Origin of the sequence: Oceanobacillus sp. FSL W7-1281 (assembly GCF_037969835.1) — a bacterium.
Classification (GTDB): Bacteria; Bacillota; Bacilli; order Bacillales; family Amphibacillaceae; genus Oceanobacillus; species Oceanobacillus oncorhynchi.
On sequence record NZ_CP150214.1, the window covers coordinates 2811466 to 2830693 of the forward strand.

17 protein-coding genes and 6 tRNA genes are annotated in these 19228 nt (G+C 39.4%); 3 read left to right on the top strand and 20 right to left on the bottom strand.

The features are described from left to right. Positions 1-6: 6 nt before the first annotated feature. Complete coding sequence (locus MKX55_RS13960) at positions 7-636, top strand: hypothetical protein (protein ID WP_339233265.1); 630 nt, start codon at positions 7-9, stop codon at positions 634-636. 98 nt (positions 637-734) lie between these two features. Here MKX55_RS13960 and MKX55_RS13965 read toward each other — a convergent pair whose 3' ends face one another. From MKX55_RS13965 to MKX55_RS14015, 11 genes are all read right to left on the bottom strand, one after another. Next, positions 735-2804: a penicillin-binding protein 2 gene (locus MKX55_RS13965; protein WP_339238535.1), complete on the bottom strand. Its 2070-nt coding sequence runs from the start codon at positions 2802-2804 to the stop codon at positions 735-737. A gap of 254 nt (positions 2805-3058) precedes the next feature. Further along, positions 3059-4336, bottom strand: coding sequence for an MFS transporter (locus tag MKX55_RS13970; protein ID WP_339177959.1), 1278 nt, complete (start codon positions 4334-4336; stop codon positions 3059-3061). Positions 4337-4437: 101 nt separating this feature from the next. Continuing rightward, on the bottom strand, positions 4438-5049 hold the full coding sequence (gene sodA, locus MKX55_RS13975; RefSeq protein ID WP_042534787.1) for a superoxide dismutase SodA: 612 nt from the start codon (positions 5047-5049) through the stop codon (positions 4438-4440). 270 nt (positions 5050-5319) lie between these two features. Further along, positions 5320-5392, bottom strand: a tRNA-Phe gene (locus MKX55_RS13980). Positions 5393-5445: 53 nt separating this feature from the next. Further along, a tRNA-Ser gene (locus MKX55_RS13985) sits at positions 5446-5538 on the bottom strand. 12 nt (positions 5539-5550) lie between these two features. After that, positions 5551-5627: transfer RNA gene (locus MKX55_RS13990), tRNA-Ile, on the bottom strand. 13 nt (positions 5628-5640) lie between these two features. Beyond that, positions 5641-5716, bottom strand: a tRNA-His gene (locus tag MKX55_RS13995). A gap of 30 nt (positions 5717-5746) precedes the next feature. Continuing rightward, positions 5747-5823, bottom strand: a tRNA-Met gene (locus MKX55_RS14000). A 1-nt stretch (position 5824) separates the two neighbouring features. Next, a tRNA-Asn gene (locus MKX55_RS14005) sits at positions 5825-5899 on the bottom strand. A 420-nt stretch (positions 5900-6319) separates the two neighbouring features. After that, positions 6320-7948 (bottom strand): Na/Pi cotransporter family protein, encoded by a 1629-nt coding sequence (locus MKX55_RS14010; protein WP_339177962.1) that lies wholly within the window; start codon positions 7946-7948, stop codon positions 6320-6322. A 278-nt stretch (positions 7949-8226) separates the two neighbouring features. Continuing rightward, the gene (locus tag MKX55_RS14015) at positions 8227-8862 is read right to left on the bottom strand and encodes an NfeD family protein (protein ID WP_339177964.1); all 636 of its coding nucleotides are present in this window, start codon (positions 8860-8862) and stop codon (positions 8227-8229) included. Positions 8863-8997: 135 nt separating this feature from the next. On the opposite strand from MKX55_RS14015, the gene MKX55_RS14020 reads away from it, so the two are divergent. Beyond that, positions 8998-9324: a hypothetical protein gene (locus MKX55_RS14020; RefSeq protein ID WP_339177966.1), complete on the top strand. Its 327-nt coding sequence runs from the start codon at positions 8998-9000 to the stop codon at positions 9322-9324. 97 nt (positions 9325-9421) lie between these two features. On the opposite strand, the gene MKX55_RS14025 is transcribed toward MKX55_RS14020, so the two are convergent. Next, positions 9422-9790, bottom strand: coding sequence for a DUF4190 domain-containing protein (locus tag MKX55_RS14025; RefSeq protein WP_052485089.1), 369 nt, complete (start codon positions 9788-9790; stop codon positions 9422-9424). 168 nt (positions 9791-9958) lie between these two features. On the opposite strand from MKX55_RS14025, the gene MKX55_RS14030 reads away from it, so the two are divergent. Next, complete coding sequence (locus tag MKX55_RS14030) at positions 9959-10246, top strand: DUF2624 domain-containing protein (protein WP_339177970.1); 288 nt, start codon at positions 9959-9961, stop codon at positions 10244-10246. Between the two features lie 275 nt (positions 10247-10521). Here the strand turns inward: MKX55_RS14030 and MKX55_RS14035 are convergent, their stop codons facing one another. The 8 genes from MKX55_RS14035 to dnaG form a co-directional block, all read right to left on the bottom strand. After that, positions 10522-11415, bottom strand: coding sequence for a deoxyribonuclease IV (locus MKX55_RS14035; RefSeq protein ID WP_339177971.1), 894 nt, complete (start codon positions 11413-11415; stop codon positions 10522-10524). Positions 11416-11426: 11 nt separating this feature from the next. Beyond that, positions 11427-12740 carry a DEAD/DEAH box helicase gene (locus MKX55_RS14040; protein WP_339233267.1) on the bottom strand — a complete coding sequence of 438 codons (1314 nt, stop codon included), beginning with the start codon at positions 12738-12740 and terminating at the stop codon, positions 11427-11429. Positions 12741-12868: 128 nt separating this feature from the next. Next, complete coding sequence (locus MKX55_RS14045; RefSeq protein WP_339233268.1) at positions 12869-13987, bottom strand: Nif3-like dinuclear metal center hexameric protein; 1119 nt, start codon at positions 13985-13987, stop codon at positions 12869-12871. Further along, positions 13959-14702, bottom strand: coding sequence for a class I SAM-dependent methyltransferase (locus MKX55_RS14050; protein ID WP_339233269.1), 744 nt, complete (start codon positions 14700-14702; stop codon positions 13959-13961). The genes MKX55_RS14045 and MKX55_RS14050 overlap by 29 nt, the downstream gene beginning before the upstream one ends. A gap of 97 nt (positions 14703-14799) precedes the next feature. Then, a complete protein-coding gene (locus MKX55_RS14055; protein ID WP_212929089.1) occupies positions 14800-15201 on the bottom strand; it encodes a cytochrome c in 402 nt (133 codons plus the stop codon). A gap of 81 nt (positions 15202-15282) precedes the next feature. Beyond that, positions 15283-15834 (bottom strand): hypothetical protein, encoded by a 552-nt coding sequence (locus MKX55_RS14060; protein WP_339177981.1) that lies wholly within the window; start codon positions 15832-15834, stop codon positions 15283-15285. 173 nt (positions 15835-16007) lie between these two features. Continuing rightward, a complete protein-coding gene (gene rpoD / locus MKX55_RS14065) occupies positions 16008-17123 on the bottom strand; it encodes an RNA polymerase sigma factor RpoD (protein ID WP_042534808.1) in 1116 nt (371 codons plus the stop codon). Between the two features lie 27 nt (positions 17124-17150). After that, positions 17151-18962, bottom strand: coding sequence for a DNA primase (dnaG, locus tag MKX55_RS14070; protein WP_339233271.1), 1812 nt, complete (start codon positions 18960-18962; stop codon positions 17151-17153). Between the last annotated feature and the right edge of the window lie 266 nt (positions 18963-19228).

The following is a 19228-nucleotide window of genomic DNA, read 5'->3' on the forward strand; positions in this document are numbered from 1 at the left end:
ATTATCATGAAACAACATGTAAGAGCGTTTGCTGTCGGTCTGTTAACCAGCGGTGCCCTGCTTCTCGCTATTTATCTTTTTGGCGGTCAATCCTCAGGCAATCTGAAGGATACCGAACCGGAAGAATTGATTTCGGTTTTGGAAGATCAAGGTTATGCCGTATTGACCCAAGATGAATATATTGCCTATAGCGTTGGCAGAGAAAATGGAGAAGAAGAAAACTCCGATGCAGATGAAGGAACCGGAAATGAAGAAGCTGATTCCGATTCAAACAACGATTCGGATGAAAATGATAGCACAGATGAAGAAGAAAATAGCAACGATGAAGATAGTAATGATGAAGAAAACAATGAGAATGAAGATAGTAATGATAACGACTCAGCAAGCAATGAAGATGACGAAGCGTCCGAAGATTCTGATGTGATTGAAGTAGAAATCACACTGGAAGACGGCGCACCGCCTTCCACTATCAGCAATGCTTTAGAAGATGCCGGTATTATTGATGACGCGTGGGACTTTAATGATTATCTGGATGATAATGATTTAAGCGGCAGTGTCATACCTGGAACCTATGAAATCGATAGCGAGATGTCGTTCAGCGAAATTGGCGATGTCATCACCACGTATTCCGAATAGAATCATCAAATTTAAAATGAGCTGTTCCATCCAGGAGCTGCTCATTTTTTATATGAATTACAAAAAAACTTCCACCCGTTACATGGGCAGAAGTTTTTTTATTCTTCGTTTTCAGTTTCACTGTCTTCAGAAGAACCATCTTCCTCTTCTTCATCATGCTCTTCTTTTATTTCGAAATACGTATCTAAAATACGTTCACCGATTCTTAAATTGATTTGATCTCCTTCACCAATTCCTACATGCGGTACAACAACAGCAAAAGCAACCTCCGGATCATCATAAGGCGCATAGCCGACTAATGTTAAATTATTAAGGGCAAATTCCTGACCGTCTACATACTCAAATGACTGCGCTGTTCCTGTTTTCCCTGCCGGATTATAGGATTTATTCGCAAAAAAACCGCGTCCTGTTCCCTGTGATCCTTGATAGGAAAGACGGAATCCCTCCTGCACACGGCTGATTTGGTCATTTGTCATTTCAATCCGGTTCATTACCGATGTGTTTTTGGAATAATACAATGGCCCCAGCTCATCTAAAGAAGCAATTGGATCACGAGCTTCCTTTAAGAAATGCGGCTGGACACGGTAGCCGTCGTTGGCAATTGTTGATACATATTGTGCAAGCTGCAGGGTTGTGTACGTATCATACTGGCCAATAGCAAAGTCAAGGATATTACCGGGATTATCCGGGGCTTCCCCTCTAACGCCGGTACTTTCATATGGATAATCAATCCCGGTAGAGGCCCCTAAGCCAAACTGGTTAAAATAATTTTGCAGCGTTTGTAAGGTTTCTCCTATGTTAATGCTAAGGCTGGCATTATGCGGCATTGGGTAACGATAGTCTCCTCCTAACCGTAAAGCAACATAGAACATGTAAACATTGGATGATCTTTCTAAAGCACTTAAATCATTAACGGTTCCCATTGCTGAAACAGATTTCTTCACCGGTGTCCCCGCTAACTTCATCGGCGCATCATTGAAAGCATCGCCCGGTGAAATTACCTCTGAATCATAACCGGTAAGAATCGTCGCTCCTTTAATACTGGAACCAGGCTCATGTGCATTCGCCAAAGCCATAAATGCTGCATCGCTGTATTCATTCTGCTCCGAATCATAGTTCAGACCGGAAATAGCAAGCAGCTCCCCCGTTTTTGGATTCATAACCACAGCATACGCATTGGTCGCAAATCGATTTTCATAAGGGCTTTTTGCTTTCATGGACTGAAACTCATCTAATAAAATCTCATCCACTTCCTGCTGAAAATCTAAATCTGTTGTTAACACCAAATCTTTGCCTCGTTCTCCCTCTACTATGGTTTCCGAACCGACAATCGAACCGTTTTGGCGTGTTGTATATTGAATCTGTTCTTTACGTCCGCGCAGAAAATCCTCATACTGCTCTTCCAGTCCGCTCCTGCCGACACGATCGTTCCGGCTGTATCCCTTCGTCAGGTAAGCACTCATGTCCTCTGCCGGAATTCCCTGCTCCTGGCTGGAGATACTGCCTAAAATACTTGTTAAAGTATCACCGTTTGGATAGACACGATTCCAATCCGTTGTAGCATTAATACCAGGCAATTTATCCAGATTTTCAGCTACAGAAGCATATTCCTCTGCGGAAACCTCTTCATTTTTTACAACCTGAGGCGTCAACGCGTATGCTTTATCGAGTTCTTTTTTGATTGCGATTACTTCCAGTTCGTCATTGGAAAAATCTGCAATTTCTTCGTCCGTAATCAACTCCAGCGTTGCATTATAAACCTCAGAATTGTCCATTTCTTCTGTGTCAATTTCCTCTAATCGCTCTTCTATGTCTTCTTGATGTAACAATAAATAATATTCTCTTTTGTCTCTGTCTGTTATTCGATCAATATATTGGTCATCACTCATATCAATATATTGTGTCAATGTTTCCGCTACTTTCAAACGGTCCTCCGCCTGAACACCTTTGGGAGGCGTATACGTAATGGAATACATCGCTTCATTATCTACAATTAATTTCCCGTTTGTATCATAAATCTTCCCCCGGGGAACAGGTATACTTGTCGTATCTAAATTGGTTCTCTCAATTTCGTCCTGATATGCTTCCCCGTTTAGAATTTGAACAACACCTAACTGAAGTATGAGTGCAGAAAATAATAAGAAGATAGCAAAGAAAAGAATATTCATGCGAACGGGGAGCTGAGCCCGTTTTTTCTTTTTCTTCTTGTCTACCACTTTTCTCCTCCTTCACATCTATTTTGAACTTGCATCGCATTAAACTGTATAGCTCGTTTAAAAGTATATACAATGAACCACTTATTTGCATCTTTTTAAACCCTTTAATATTATAAAACGGAAAAACTTTTCATCAGGCCTGCGATGGTGCTTTCTATGATAACCTGTGGAGTTAAAATAAAGAGCACTGTTTTATTTTACCACAATTAACGGCTTTTTTCGTCTGTAAAATCTTCTTTTAATGCGATTTTTTGTTTTTTTGACGGTCCAATAAAAATGTTTCGGATGCAAAAATAGATGATGGCATGCCCGGCTCCGAATATAATCAGTAAAGCAGGGATAATCACGTCATGCGGAAATAGAAACATACCAAATATAAACACGGCAATCGAAGCAATTCTTCCCAGATTTAAATAAATTTCCCGGACTACAATGTATTCCACTCTTCTCTCGCTCACCATCCGCGCTCTGCCGATTACATCATAGGTCAGAGATTGATACGGAACGGTCAGAATTGGGAATGCAATTCCGATAATCACCGCGTATACAATTAACCAGAACAGACTCATTTCAAAAATAATAATAAAAATAGAAGCAAACAGTAAGATTCCGCCAAATAAAATGGCTTTTTTTCTTAATGCAGGTTGAATCCATTTTAAAGCAACGAAATAAAAAATAATGGATAGCCCCGAAAGAAATAAATTAAAAATCCCTAAAATTAGCTCACTGTTTGTAACAAGAAAAATCCAGATGGTGATATAGAAACCATAGATACCTTCTCTCAGCCCTTGAAAAAAGTGAGCATGTAAAATACGCTTCCAATTTTTATTTTTCTTTCTTTCATTTATAACAGCAGGTAAAGCAAAGCTTCCTCTGCTTCCCTTTCTTATAATAAAAAAGCTGACAATAATAGCCGCAATAAACAGGCTTAAAGAAATGATAAAAATAGCGGTATAACCAAAATCCCCGGCCATTTTTGAAATCATCCATCCTGCAAGCAGTGGTCCAACCATACCGGCAAAGGAGGTCAGTGTGCCGGAAATGCCGTTAAACCAATCTCTTGTATCCGGTTCGGTAATTTCAAAAGTCAGTACATAATAAGCTAACCAGAAAAAACCATACCCTATTCCCAATAAGCAGCCAAGAATAAAATTATAATATGCAGCCAGCTCTCCGATCCAAAGAACGAACAGAAAAAAGAAACATAAAAAAAGAATTCCGATTCGCAATATAATGATGCGATCGATTTTTTTGGATAATTTTCCAGCATAAATAAAAGATAATGCCTGGAATACATAGCTTGCTAAGTGATAATTAGCAATCACAAAAAAATCCCCGGATTGCTTCCATAGGTACACATTAACAAAAGTATTTGATAAAAAGATTCCTGCTGCATATAAAGCGCCGATAAGCAAGAGTATCCAAAGATCCCGATATTCATCTTTTTGTTGTTTATATCTTCTGTACTGCTGTTGTAATTGCATAGAAAACGACTCCTTCTTCTTTTATTTTTAGCGAAGGAGCCGTATCTATACAAAAAGCTTGCAGAAACATAAAGTTATCTGCAAGCTTTTATAATTATTCTTTATTTTGCTGCTTCGTAATTGTTTGTTACTTGATCCCAGTTAACGACATTCCAAAATGCGGAAATATAGTCCGGGCGTCTGTTCTGATACTTAAGATAATATGCATGCTCCCATACATCTAATCCTAATAGTGGCGTTTTACCATCTGTTAATGGAGAATCCTGGTTTGGAGTGCTTGTGATTTCAAGCTCACCATTATTTAGTACTAACCATGCCCAGCCAGAACCAAAACGTCCTGCTGCCGCAGCTGCAAAATCCTCTTTAAATTTGTCAAAAGAACCGAATTTGCTGTTGATTTTATCAGCCAGCTCGCCAGTTGGTTCTCCGCCGCCGTTTGGTGACAAAGTCTTCCAGAAGAAGCTGTGGTTGGCATGTCCGCCGCCATTGTTGCGTACAGCAGTACGGATGCTTTCAGGAACCTCATTTAAGTCCCTCACAAGCTCATCAACTGATTTGTTTTGCAGATCTTCATGTCCTTCTAATGCATCATTTAATTTGGTAACGTAGGTGTTGTGATGCTTCGTATGGTGGATGTTCATTGTTTCTTTATCAATAGATGGTTCCAATGCATCGTATGCATAAGGTAATTCCGGTAATTCAAATTTTGCCATGTGTAACTCCTCCTTAAAATAAATGATGATTTTATTTCTACAATTTATACGTTATCAAAGGTAAGAATTTCTTGCAAATATTTTGCACTGATATATATCAAACATTCCTTATTAAATAACCGTTTACATATTATTGACTATCTTATTTTGTTTATGGGAAACTTTTTTGCCTTAAAGAAATAATAAAATGTTTATAAAAGGAATCAGAATCCGCTTGCAAAATCAGAAAAAAGCACACAAAAAAACAAGCTTTGCGCTTGTTTTTTTAGATGGCTCGGGACGGAATCGAACCGCCGACACAAGGATTTTCAGTCCTCTGCTCTACCGACTGAGCTACCAAGCCGTACATGGAGCTATGATATAAAAGCTCTGCATCATTCTGTTGTAAAATATGTATGGAGGAGGTAGAGGGATTCGAACCCCCGCGCGGTTTGACCCGCCTCTCGGTTTTCAAGACCGACCCCTTCAGCCAGACTTGGGTATACCTCCGGACAGAATAAATGGTGGACCCTGCAGGACTCGAACCTGCGACCGATCGGTTATGAGCCGATAGCTCTAACCAACTGAGCTAAGGGTCCTCTTACTATTGAATGGGGCGACCGGTGGGGATTGAACCCACGCGTGCCGGAGCCACAATCCGGTGCGTTAACCACTTCGCCACGGCCGCCATGAAATAGCAAATGTATGTATATATTTTTGGTAGCGGCGGAGGGGATCGAACCCCCGACCTCACGGGTATGAACCGTACGCTCTCGCCAGCTGAGCTACACCGCCATGGCTCCACAGGTAGGATTCGAACCTACGACCGATCGGTTAACAGCCGATTGCTCTACCACTGAGCTACTGTGGAATAATGTTTGTTTTAATTAGCAACAAAATATAATTTATCATGTTCTATTAATTATGTCAACAACTTTTTTTGCGGTGTTGCAAAAGTTTTTATCAGAAGTTGACTGCAAGAATTATAATAGCATGTAATATAACATATTTCAACAAAAACTTATAAAAACTTTTTTCATTTCCGGTAATATATAGAAAAAGCTGTATTTCTATCGCATCTGTTACCCCCTCTCTTTGATGTGCATGCTTCAAAATAATCAGATGTTCCAAAAATGCTGTTGATAAATTATACACCTCCGCACTGCATAACAATGACCGGCAATTTTCACGGTAAAAGTGGACTCTCCCCCCTTTTATCCCGAAATAGATGAAATAAGGGCTCTATCTGCTTCATTATAACAGATAGAGCCCCTTTTATATCAGACCATCATTAATGGTCTCCTAAGACGTTCTGAGCAATGTTTACAGCATGATCGCCAATTCGTTCTAGATTACTTATAATATCGACAAAAACGATTCCTGCTGACCCATTACAAGTGCCTTCATTCATACGAATAATATGGTTTTTACGGAATTTCCGCTCCATTTTATCGATTTGGTCTTCTTTTTGAATAACTTCTAAAGCCGCTTCCCGGTCATTTGCCTCTAAAGCTTCAACAGCCTGTTTAACTGTCATATACGTTAAATCAAACATTTTGTTTAAATCTTCAATTGCCTGATCTGTCAGCGAAACTTTATTGGACATTTTATAGTCCACCAGTTCAACCACATTCTCAAAATGGTCGCCAATCCGTTCAATATCACGAATTGTACTCATCAAGCCGGTATGCTCTATACTTTCCGGTTCAGTTAAGTTAGTAGAAGCGATATCCACTAAATACTCCGTTATTTTACGATCCAGATTATTCAGCGCTCCTTCAATTTGCAGAGCCATCTCTGAATTTTTTGGATTCTGCGTAGTGACATAACTATGGGTTTCCTCTAAACCTTGATACGCATATTTCCCCATACGGACAACTTCCATCTTAGCCTGTCCCAATGCCAGTGACGAAGACTGTTGAAGGAAAATAGAATCTAAATGTTTCGGCTTATACTCAATTACGACATCATCGCCTGGAACAAGCTTTGTAACCAGCCATGCCAGAGCACCGATAAACGGAAATTGAACAACCGTATTTGCTATATTATAGCTTCCATGTGCAAAAGCGATCGTCATTTCCGGATTGAGACTTAATGTATTTTGTAAATAACTGATAAAGCTCGTAAATGGTATTAATAACAGCATAAAAATAACTGCACCAATTAAATTAAACGTTACATGTGTATATGCCGCACGTTTAGCAGCTACAGATGTTCCAATACTTGCTAAAACTGCAGTAATCGTTGTACCGATATTATCACCAAAAAGAACCGGAATCGCCGCTTTTATATCAATGGCCCCCTGCGCAAACAGCCCTTGCAAAATACCAATGGTTGCGGTAGAGCTTTGTACGATTACTGTAAAGACTGTACCAATTACAACACCAAGGATAGGTGTTTCGCTCATGGAAACCGTCAAATCTTGAAATGCCTGTAAAGAACGGAGTGGTGTCATTCCGCTGCTCATTAGTTCAAGCCCAAAGAATAAGGAACCAAACCCAAATAAAGCCTGTCCTATAGCTACAATCTTTTGCTTTTTAAAGAAAAAGATTGTGAATGCACCAAGTGCTAAAATAAGTAATGAATATTCTCCAATATCAATTCCGATAATGAATGCTGTTGCAGTCGTACCAATATTCGCACCCATAATAACACCAATTGCCTGTCTCAATGTCATAAATCCGGCGTTTACAAGTCCAACTGTCAAAACGGTTGTGCCGGAACTGCTTTGAATTAGTATAGTTACGATAATACCGGCAAGCACTCCTAGAAACGGATTGCTTGTAAACCGATCCAGAATATCCCGCAAGCGATCTCCTGCTGATTTTTGGAGTCCATCTCCCATCATTTTTATCCCCATTAGGAATATGCCAATTCCTCCGAGAAATTCAATAATTAAACTTTGAACATCGATATTCACGAAAACTTCATCCCTTCTACCTCTTATGTAAACTTTTGTAGAATTTTGCGCCTCATTCATTATTGATGATTCTAAAGAGAATGTAAACATGTTTGTTGAAAAATTTACATAGATTTAATATTTGTTTACATTCGAATAGAAAGGGAAGCTTAGTATCTGCTTTTTTCATGAAAATATGTATAATATTAGGGTCGATTGCACACAAATACAGGATTCATCTCTATTTTTATGAAATGAATCCTGTTTCAGGGTTATTCTATTTAATTACGAACTATTAATTAATCTTCTTTAAGCTCCTCTATCCGGACACTGGTACCATCCACTGCCACTACTTTAATCGGAGTTCCTTTTTTAATCCAGCGGCCTCCAGATACAGCACTGTAATGCTTTTTATTCACTTCAATCGTACCGGAAGGCCTAAAATCGGTCAGCGCAATGCCTTCTTCTCCTAACAAAGCTTCATACTCTTTACTGAGCGAGCTGTAGCCCTGTTCATTTGTAAGCTGGTCCATTAAAGCGATTTTCGTCCACATCTGTCTCCGTTTAAATACTTTTAAAAACGCCAGAGATGAAAATGCTCCAATGACGATACTTATTACCGCATAAAGACCGTTTGCAAAATCCGGCTGCGGCAATGCAACGGCAACAATCATCAGAACCAGTCCAATCGTAGCCAAGGTTCCATCGTTCAACACTTTGCCATCAATAATAATCAGTAATATTCCCAGGAAGTATATAATAAACATGAGTAAGACTGAATTGGTTTCTGTGTATACCGTAAAATAAACAGTTATAAATCCCAGCCCTAATACACCAAATATACCGCGCATATTTACAAACATTTCACCTAATATAAATAAAGTTCCAAAAAATAAGGCAAGAAATCCTATCCATTGTAATTCAACCACGTCCATACCATTCACACCCTCTCGTTGCCCTGCTTACCGCGCATGTTCGAAAAGAACGATAAGAAGGAATTTTTAAACATCCTCTTCTATATTATATGTACGTATGAGGAAAGAAAATAGTTTCATTAAAGGAGATTTTTTATGGAATTTTTGCGTAGAATTTCCCTGATTACATTTATTATATTAGTTGCAGTCAGTATTTTTCAAGACTTAGCTCATTCAGACGGGACAATCTCCTCTTCAAATAATGAAAACCTGGAACTGCCTCCTTTTGAAGCTGTTCCGGTAAAAGTAAATCCTGGAGATACGGTCCTCAGTATTACGGAAGAAATTCAAACCATAACGGTCAACACTGTCTCTATTGAGATTATTTTAAAGGCTTTTGAATCATTGAACCCGAATACCTCCTCCAATGACATCCATGTACATGAAGTTTACTATTTCCCTCAATTTCAAGAGGAGCATTAGAAAAAGCAAACATCCGCTTTATTTTCAAAGTGAATGCTTGCTTTTTATTATGAAATGCAGCTTTCTGCTAAATAATTATAATGCTCAGAAATACCGCCTAGGAAAAGAAAGGGATAATGAAAAAAGCGGAAATCAAAGAAAGAGCTCCTGCTATAATTCCGATAATACCAAGAATATTTGTCCCTCTGCTTCGTGCTACAAATCCGAATACAATGCTGGCGGCTCCTAAAATAACCGGCCAGGTAAAAAATGAAATAATTGCTAAGATAATACTTCCCCATCCATATATCGTCCCCGGGTTAAAGCTTTTCTCATCTTCAAACTCCAGCAGGTTGGCATCGGTTAGTTCTGTTGAAAATTCTTCCATTCTTTTGCTGTCTAACTGTTCATTTGTATGTTCATGCTGTGGTCTTTGTCCATGATTCGGCATATCCTGTATACGTTTGTCTTTATCATTATCATTCATGAGATAAACTCCTTATACTTTAGAATTATATGATTAGCATACGGAATCCACAGGTTTTCATACAGGTATCATGCGGAATTTTTAGCAAAGAATGGTATAATCTTTTTGTTGTCTGCATATATTTACATGATGGAAGAAAATATGAGGATATTCAAAAGGAGGGATGATATGTCTTTCTTTATCAAAGAAATGATTAAAAATAAACTGCGTAAATTAACCCCAGATGAAATTTTACATTATAGCGCCGAATATGGTTTTGCCATTACACGTACGCAAGCGGATCAGATTGTACATTATCTAAGGACTTCTGCACCTAATCCATTTGACCAGGCAGATCGTGACCGCTTTATGATGGAGCTTGCAAAAATTACGGATCAAAAAACAGCTGTAGCAGCACAGCAGTTAATGGATGAGGTCATTAAATCATATGGGATGGAGCATTTATTTGAAAACTAAAACCCGATGAAATTTAAAAAGATGAGCATTCCCATACCATATACAGGGTACTCATCTTTTTAAATTTATCATGGATAATTGTCCATAAAACGAAACTTCATTCAGTGGGAGTTTTTGTTCTTCTCCCACTGAATGTTAGTTGAGTGATTCAGGGAGTTAGCGTCCGTTATCTCCCGCCTAAATAAATTTATTTTTACGCTTTATTTTGAGGCGGGAGTTTTACGGACGGTTCTCCGTGATAAACTCCCGCTGAATAAATTTCATTTTATACGGAACTAACCTTCCATAATGATTTCCTTTAAATTCTCCTGGAAATCACCTTCACGCAGCATAGCTATTTCATACTTGTACGGCGCTTTTTTATTTTTCTTATCTGTGCCTACATAAGGCGTTTCAAGAATCTTAGGAAGCTCGCTAAGCTGCGGATGATGAACAACCTTGTGGAGAGCATCAAAACCAATGTAGCCAAAGCCGATGTTTTCATGACGGTCTTTATGAGCCCCGCGATCATTTTTACTGTCATTGACATGGACTACTTTCAGACGGTCTAAACCGACGATTTTATCAAATGAATTCAATACCCCATCAAAATCATTAACAACATCATAGCCTGCATCATGAATATGACATGTATCCAAACAAACAGAGAGATGTTCATTATGCGTTACACCAGAAATAATTTCAGCCAGCTCTTCAAATGTACGGCCCATTTCGGATCCTTTTCCAGCCATTGTTTCTAAAGCAATTTGAACATCATTTTTTTGTTCAAGCACTTCATTTAATCCTTCGATGATTTTCGGAATACCTTTGTCCGGACCTTCCCCCACATGCGCTCCCGGATGAAGTACAATTTGCTTTGCCCCCAGAGCCTCGGTACGTTCGATTTCACTTCGCAGGAAATTAACCCCCAACTCAAATGTCTCCGGTTTTACCGTGTTGCCGATATTAATAATATACGGCGCATGCACAACAATGTCAGCTATTCCATGAGATGCCATATGTTCTAAACCAGCTTCAATATTTAATTCTTCAATCGGCTTTCTTCTTGTATTCTGCGGTGCGCCTGTATATATCATAAAGGTATTTGCCCCGTAGGAAGCAGCTTCTTCGCTGGATCCTAATAACATTTTCTTACCATTCATTGAAACATGAGAACCGATTTTCACCATATTTATTCCTCCTAACGCTTCTTCCTATTTTGCTCTTTTGTCAGCTGTCTTTTAATTTGCTGTTGCTGCTGCTTTTGTTTTTTCTTATAGCCCGGCTTTACTTTCTTTGCTTTTCTTACGCGCTTCCACGCTTCCCGGTCATTACTTGTGTCTTCGGTTTTCCGGCGTGTTCTTTCATTCCAGGATTTATCCTCGGTCCATTCACCCTGCTTAACCTCTACGAACGAGAACGTGAGCCCCTTTTGTTCCAATCTTTCAATTAAACGGGCGTCCTCTTCGCTGTAAATACTGATTGCCGTGCCTTCTAGTCCGGCTCGTGCTGTTCTGCCGACACGGTGAATATAAAAATGCTCTTCTTTTGGAAGCTGGGCATTAATCACATGGCTGACACCCTTGATATCAATTCCCCTTGAAGCTAAATCTGTTGCGACTACGTATTGATAGCGCAGCTGCTGTATCTCTTTCAATACACGCTTTCTCTCCCGGGGCGTCAGACCGCCATGAATGACACCAACATCCAAGCCATAGCCTCCAAGCGCTTCTGCCAGTTCATTAGCCTGTTGTTTCCCATTTGTAAATACCAGCGCTAAATAAGGATGGATTGTCTTGGAAATATCCCAAATAATCTTCGCTTCATCCCGATGCTTTTTCAGAATAAGCCGATGCTCCATCGTTTCCGGAGAAAAATGCTCTTCCATTTTAATATATTCCGGATTTCTCAAATATTTTTTAAAGAAATGCTGTAAGCGCTGTGGAATGGTTGCCGAGAAGACCATCAGTTGTATATCCTGCTTCGCGCGTACTAATAATTGATCCACTTCTTCAATAAAGCCTAAATCAAGCATCAAGTCCGCCTCGTCAATTACAAACGATTCCGCACTGTAGATGGATAATGCCCCATCCTTTACTAAATCTAAAATTCTCCCTGGTGTCCCCACCACAATCATTGGCGGTGTTTTTAATTTCTCAATTGCCTTTTGTTTATCGGTGCCGCCGACAAGCAGCTTGGCTGTCCATTTTTCTGTCTTATCCGCAATCGTAATGATTTTCCTTACTTCATTGTAAAGCTGTGTTGCCAGTTCTCTTGTTGGCGCGGTAATTACAAACTGCACTTTCTTTTGATTCTCATCCAGCTGTTGAAACATCGGCAATAAAAATGCATGCGATTTGCCGGAACCGGTCCGGGATTGACCAATAACACTTTTCCCATCCAAGATAGCAGGTATCACTTTTTCTTGGATTGCAGTCGGATTTCTAAATTCCAACTCTTGAATAATATCCTGGATATCCGTATCCAGGGATAGTTCTGCAAATGTTTTTCCCATCTGTTTCCCTCCTTTGAAATCTTTTCTATGATAAGTTGAAATAAATATTTAGCCTATGGCATTTGCTACGGAAAAAAATCCGCTGGTTACAGTGCTTATCACTCAAATAAATCATTTAACTATCTATTTCACATAAATACGAACGGGTCTGTATTTACTTCAGATACATAAACCTTTGACTTGAATGCAGGTATTTCCTGTATCAATTTTTCCTTTGTTGCTGCTTTCATTATCTTCTCGATATAATGACCGGCATCAATGACTGTCAGTCCCATCTGCTCTGCATCTTGAGCAGTGTGAAATGTCATATCTCCTGTAATATATACATCCGCTTTTTTTCGGAGCGCATGACTGACATATTTCTCCCCGCTTCCTCCCAGGACAGCAACTTTTTTTACATTCTTTTCTATATTACCAGAAACACGCACGCAAGGCATGTCTAAATTCTTTTTCACCGTTTCAATGAATGCTTTCATTGAAACCGGGGATTCCAGGACACCAAAGCGTCCGATTCCAATCGACTGTCCTTTATTTTCCAATGGATACATATCATAAGCCGGTTCTTCATAAGGATGGGCTGAAATAACAGCATCTATCACCCTGGCAAGATTTTTCTTAGGAACAATGGCTTCCAGCTTCTTCTCATCTACATAGGTCATTTCATTCTGCTCGCCAATATACGGGGCAGCCTCCTCTGACGGAAGAAAGGTCCCTTGTCCGGCGCTTTGAAAGGTGCAATGACTGTAATCGCCAATTTGGCCTGCTCCGCCCTGATGCAAAGCATCCCGTAATTCCTGTACATGCGACTCTGGAACAAAAACAACCACTTTAAGCAGCGACTCTTGTTCTAATATTTCTAAGGGCTCTTTATTTTTCAATTCAAGGGCGTCACTTAATAAATCATTTACACCGCCCTCGGCGATATCCAGGTTGGTGTGCGCAGCAAAGACCGTTATATCGTTTTTTAAAAGCTTTTGTACCACTCTGCCCTTCGGATGGTCAACATTAATCTGTTTTAAAGGCTGAAAGAGTAAAGGGTGATGGGCAATAATCAAATTCGCCCCTTTTTTAATTGCTTCATCAACTACTTCCTCTGTCACATCCAGTGTAATCAGAATTTGAGATGTCGTATCATGAAACCGTCCAGTCTGCAACCCGATATTATCCCAATGATAGGCAAAACTTTTCGGTGCCCAGCTGTTCATGATCCGAAAAAAATCAGCGTGTTTCGTCGTTTGTTCCTTCATGATCAAGTTCCTCCTTCATCCAGTATAATTCTGTTTGGAAATCAGCTATTTTCTCATGATTTATTTGCTTTGCCTGCTGCATTTGCAAAATGATTCGTTCGATATTCATTATCTCCTGTGACCATTTTTTAATAAAAGCAGCATTCTTCTCTTTCATTAAATAGGGACCTAATAACAGCTGTCTTCCCTTCTTCTGTTCATTATCACTGTATGGTGAAGATGCTTCTGCATAACGATCCGCAACAAGCACTTCATAGATATGTCCCTGCTCATCCACAATCTCTTCTTCTCTCAGTATAAAATCATTTTGATCAAACCATCGTCTGACTGCTCTTGCGTCTACATTAGGCTGTGCAATAATTCGTTCAGCAGATTTAGCAATAGCAGCATGGTTTTCTAAGATGGAAGTAATCAATCCTCCGCCCATCCCTGCAATGACAATTTGTTTGACCTCGCCTTCATTTATGACAGATAAACCATCTCCTAAACGGGCATCGATTCGTTCCTCTAATTGATGAAATCGAATTGTTTTTTTGGCGCTGTCTAAAGGTCCTTGATTCACTTCTCCGGCAATAGCGCTTGCTGTTTTATCTCTTTGGCAGACGTAGGCAGGCAGATAAGCATGATCAGAGCCGATATCTGCAAAATGCGCTCCCTGAGGCAGATATTCAGCAACTATTTTCAAACGATTCGATAGGGTGACATTCTGGTTCATTATTTGTTCTCCTTTTAAAGACAGTTCTTTTCTGTATTTCTCCAATAAGAAAAGCTTTCTGTACGAATCAGAAAGCTTTCATTTCTTTTATTATATATTATTCATGCTCGCTTAACCACTCGCTGAGTGCATCTAATTCTTCACCTGCAAGCTGAGGGAAAGCCGGCATGCCTCCGTCAGTTCCATTTTCAATGATATCAGCAATTTCTTCCTGAGAATAAGTGCTTCCAACTTGTGTTAAATCAGGAGCGGAACCACTTGCTAAATCTTGACCATGACAGCTGGCACAATTGGATTGGAAAACTTCTTCTCCAGCATCAGCACTGGTAGACTCGCCGCCTTCTTCTCCTCCTTCTGCCTCTTCTGTCTGTTCTTCACCATTTTCTTCAGCATCTTGAATAGCCTGTCTTTGATCAATACCAATTACAGAAATAATAATGACAGCTATCAGCCCCAGCCCGGCAATAATTGCATATGGTATAACCGGATTCTTTTTCATTACGCTTCCTCCTTATGTAATCCAAATATTATAAATTAATACTACTATTAGTTTACTCGAAATCTAAAAATTTTTAAAGGATTATCCAAGATATTTAAAAAAAACGACAAAAGTGATGATTCCTACAGTCAAAGCTGCTCCCAAATAACGAATAACAGGAAGCTTTTTCAAATATCCAAAAACAATCCATCCAATGCCATTGGCAGTAATCATAAAATTATTATAAGCTCCTAATCCAAAAGTTTCCATTATACAGATAGAAAGCTGCAACACATATAACAATTGAATAGATATAAATAAATAACGATATCGCCGTGATGCATTCTTTCCAGTTCTTAACCAGATTAGAATATTTATAAAGAAAACAATACTTAAAATACCTGCCCTGACAGAGCCGGCCAATTGATAATAATAATCTAAAAAGATAGCGCTTACCAATACCATCAACATCATGGTAAAATGAAGCTTTTTCCATGTAGATAGCCAATTTTTGTTTTTATTGGTTATTTCTATTTCTCCGCCTTTAGTATATAATGCTAATAAAAAATCACATTGTTCTTCCGGCAATAAACGATTCTCTTTCCACTTTAATATTTCCTGGATAATCAATTGATTTTTTTCTTGATTATTCATAGATCCACCCCGGAAGCCTCACCATTTATATGTTAAAAAAAGCAAAATCTTATTTTATGGACTTTTGAATATCCTCTATGAATTCATAGAAAACAATAATTGGAATACGCAAGCCGCTAAAGGGGAACTTGCATATTCCAGTATTCAGAATGAACTTATTTCAGTATAACACCTTAATCAAGGAAGTCTTTTAATCGCTTGCTTCGGCTTGGGTGTCTTAATTTACGCAATGCTTTCGCTTCGATTTGGCGGATACGTTCTCTGGTTACCCCAAATACTTTTCCTACTTCTTCAAGCGTTCTCGTTCTTCCATCATCTAATCCAAAGCGCAGACGAAGCACATTTTCTTCTCTGTCTGTCAATGTGTCTAATACATCTTCCAGCTGTTCTTTCAGTAATTCATAAGCTGCGTGATCGGATGGAGAGATTGCTTCCTGATCCTCAATGAAATCACCTAGATGGGAATCGTCTTCTTCTCCAATTGGTGTTTCTAAAGATACAGGTTCTTGAGCGATTTTTAGAATGTCGCGCACCTTATCCGGACTTAATTCCATTTCTTCGCCGATTTCTTCCGGTGTCGGTTCACGTCCCAGGTCCTGCAGCAGAGAGCGCTGCACACGGATTAATTTATTAATGGTTTCCACCATATGAACCGGGATACGAATGGTGCGGGCCTGGTCCGCGATTGCACGGGTAATAGCCTGTCTAATCCACCAGGTTGCGTAGGTACTGAATTTAAACCCTTTGCGGTAGTCAAATTTCTCAACAGCTTTGATCAGACCCATGTTTCCTTCTTGAATCAAATCGAGGAAAAGCATTCCCCGTCCAACATAGCGTTTTGCGATGCTGACAACGAGCCGAAGATTGGCTTCCGCTAATCTTCTCTTTGCTTCGATATCTCCCTCTTCAATTCGGGAAGCGAGTTCAATTTCTTCTGCTGCAGAAAGCAGGTCTACTCTGCCTATTTCTTTTAAATACATACGGACCGGGTCATTGATCTTTATCCCTAAAGGAACACTGAGATCATTCAGGTTGATTTCTTCTTCTTTTGCGATTTTCTGCATCTCGGGGTCATCCTCAGACTCGCCTAATACATCGACACCCTGTTCTTCCAGATACTCATAAAACTCATCCATTTGTTCGGGTTCCATGTCAAAATTAGATAAACCGTCAGCCACTTCTTCATACGCAAGTGTACCGCGTTTCTTACCCATGTCAACCAATTTTTCTTTTGCTTGCTCTAATGTCAGTTCGGGTTCTTTCATATGCGAAGGTTTTTGTTCGGCCATGAGTCCCCCTCCTTCCAAATTGTTGAATTATTTTTCGTTATTTTGCTTCTGCAGCCGGATTAACTCCATAGCCAAGCGGGCAGCCTCCAAAGGATCATTTTCCTGCTCCGCTTTCCTTTGCTGCTCTTTTAAGCTTTTTTTCGCCGGACTTTGATCCGCCTCCCGATGAATCATTCGCAGATAGTCATCGATTTCTTCCTCTGTACTATGCTGGACATCGCTGGACATCGCCAATTCAATGACTTGATTCTTTAAATGTTCATCAGACAGTCTCTCCATAAATAAACTAATATCTGGTGAATTACCTTCTTCATAAAAAGCATATAAATGTGTTGCAACAATTTTATGGTCATTTACATTAAATCCCGCTCCAAGCTCATATTGTACTTTTTCAGCTATATAGGCATCCTGAAGCATATAGGATAAAATTCTTTTTTCAGCATTAACATATGCCGGAAATAACTTTTTCTTATTTGCAGGTACATATGGCTTAGTATAACTCTTATCACGCTGATTATCCTTCGCGGAAGGCAGGCTTTTCTGATACTGAGCCAGCTGGCTCATCAAGGTATCTACAGACAAATCAAATTCCTTATGCAATTCCTGAATATAATATTCCCGTTCCAGCGCACTCTCAATCATAGAAAGTTCTTTTAAAACGCGCTCGATATACTCAATACGCTCACTTTCCAGCTGCAGATTGAAGTGTCTGCGCTGATATCGCATAAAGAAACTCATATAACTGTCACTTGTGCGCAGAACCCTTTCTTTAAAAGCTTCGCCTCCATGCTCCCGGACGTAGCTGTCCGGATCTTCCTCCGCATCCAAATTGGCAATACGGACATCACAGCCGACAGAGCGTAATAGAAGTGCCGACTTATAACGGGCTTCTATCCCTGCACTATCCCCATCAAAACAAATAATAACCGTATCGACATAGCGGTTTAAAAGCTTTGCCTGCGTTTCTGTCAAAGCAGTCCCCATCGTAGCCACTACATTTTTCACGCCAGCCTGATAAACAGAAATAACATCCATATAGCCTTCCATTAAAACAGCTTCATTTTCTTTTCGGATATGGCGCTTCGCCAAATCAAAATTATATAAAAGCTTACTTTTTTGAAAAAGTTCGCCTTCTGAGCTATTTAAATATTTCGGACCGCTGTCATCATGCATTGCTCTGCCGCCAAAACCGACAGTGCGCCCCAATGCATTCCGTATAGGGAAAATAATTCTGCCGCGAAAACGGTCGATGACTTCATTATTATCGTTCCCTGCTAAAATACCGCTTTTCAAAAGCAGTGGTTTAGAATATCCTTTTTGTGTAAGAAACTTCGCTGTGAAATCGCGCTTATCCGGAGCATATCCGATTTGGAATTCTTCTAACGTCTCCTTCGTAAGCCCGCGGCTTTTTAGATACTCTAATCCATCCTTCCCATCTTTTTGATACTTTATGAGATGATGATATAATTTTGTCAACCATTCATACGCAGAGAGCATCTGCTCTGTTTCCTCTGATAAGGAAGTTTCTTTGGGAATGGATGCTGTCGGCAGCTCTACACCGCTTCGGTCAGCTAAATATTTCAGCGCCTCATAAAATGTGAAATTTTCCATTTCCATTAGAAACGAGAATACATTTCCGCCTTTTCCGCAGCCAAAGCAATGAAAGATCTGTTTATCCTGGGTAACTGAAAATGAGGGTGTATTTTCGCCATGAAAGGGACATAGACCAAAATAGTTTTTACCTTGTTTTTTTAATTGAATGTACTCTCCAATGACATCGACAATATCATTGGTTTTTTTCACTTCCTCAATAATTGGTTCAGGTATTTGATTAGCCATGTTTACCACCAACTATTCTATTTGATTTTAAAGGATGCTAAAACACATTTTAGAGAGATTATGCAAAATCCTCCTTTTTAAACTTAGTTGCTCCATTTTTCATGATTCGACATATTTTTTTCTTATTCTCAAAAAAAATAGCCTTAACATAGATTCTACAAAGGATACATAGATTCCTTCTTTTTCAGAGCAAATTATGATTAAAATTGCATTTTATTTAAATCTGCTCATACGAATTACCATTATAATATATTTTTTAATAGATT

Coding starts and splice junctions, on each gene's coding strand:
- MKX55_RS13960 (WP_339233265.1), top strand. CDS start 7: ATGAAACAACATGTAAGAGCGTTTGCTGTCGGTCTGTTAACCAGCGGT.
- MKX55_RS13965 (WP_339238535.1), bottom strand. CDS start 2,804: ATGAATATTCTTTTCTTTGCTATCTTCTTATTATTTTCTGCACTCATA.
- MKX55_RS13970 (WP_339177959.1), bottom strand. CDS start 4,336: ATGCAATTACAACAGCAGTACAGAAGATATAAACAACAAAAAGATGAA.
- sodA (WP_042534787.1), bottom strand. CDS start 5,049: ATGGCAAAATTTGAATTACCGGAATTACCTTATGCATACGATGCATTG.
- MKX55_RS14015 (WP_339177964.1), bottom strand. CDS start 8,862: ATGGACGTGGTTGAATTACAATGGATAGGATTTCTTGCCTTATTTTTT.
- MKX55_RS14020 (WP_339177966.1), top strand. CDS start 8,998: ATGGAATTTTTGCGTAGAATTTCCCTGATTACATTTATTATATTAGTT.
- MKX55_RS14025 (WP_052485089.1), bottom strand. CDS start 9,790: ATGAATGATAATGATAAAGACAAACGTATACAGGATATGCCGAATCAT.
- MKX55_RS14030 (WP_339177970.1), top strand. CDS start 9,959: ATGTCTTTCTTTATCAAAGAAATGATTAAAAATAAACTGCGTAAATTA.
- MKX55_RS14035 (WP_339177971.1), bottom strand. CDS start 11,415: ATGGTGAAAATCGGTTCTCATGTTTCAATGAATGGTAAGAAAATGTTA.
- MKX55_RS14040 (WP_339233267.1), bottom strand. CDS start 12,740: ATGGGAAAAACATTTGCAGAACTATCCCTGGATACGGATATCCAGGAT.
- MKX55_RS14045 (WP_339233268.1), bottom strand. CDS start 13,987: ATGAAGGAACAAACGACGAAACACGCTGATTTTTTTCGGATCATGAAC.
- MKX55_RS14050 (WP_339233269.1), bottom strand. CDS start 14,702: ATGAACCAGAATGTCACCCTATCGAATCGTTTGAAAATAGTTGCTGAA.
- MKX55_RS14055 (WP_212929089.1), bottom strand. CDS start 15,201: ATGAAAAAGAATCCGGTTATACCATATGCAATTATTGCCGGGCTGGGG.
- MKX55_RS14060 (WP_339177981.1), bottom strand. CDS start 15,834: ATGAATAATCAAGAAAAAAATCAATTGATTATCCAGGAAATATTAAAG.
- rpoD (WP_042534808.1), bottom strand. CDS start 17,123: ATGGCCGAACAAAAACCTTCGCATATGAAAGAACCCGAACTGACATTA.
- dnaG (WP_339233271.1), bottom strand. CDS start 18,962: ATGGCTAATCAAATACCTGAACCAATTATTGAGGAAGTGAAAAAAACC.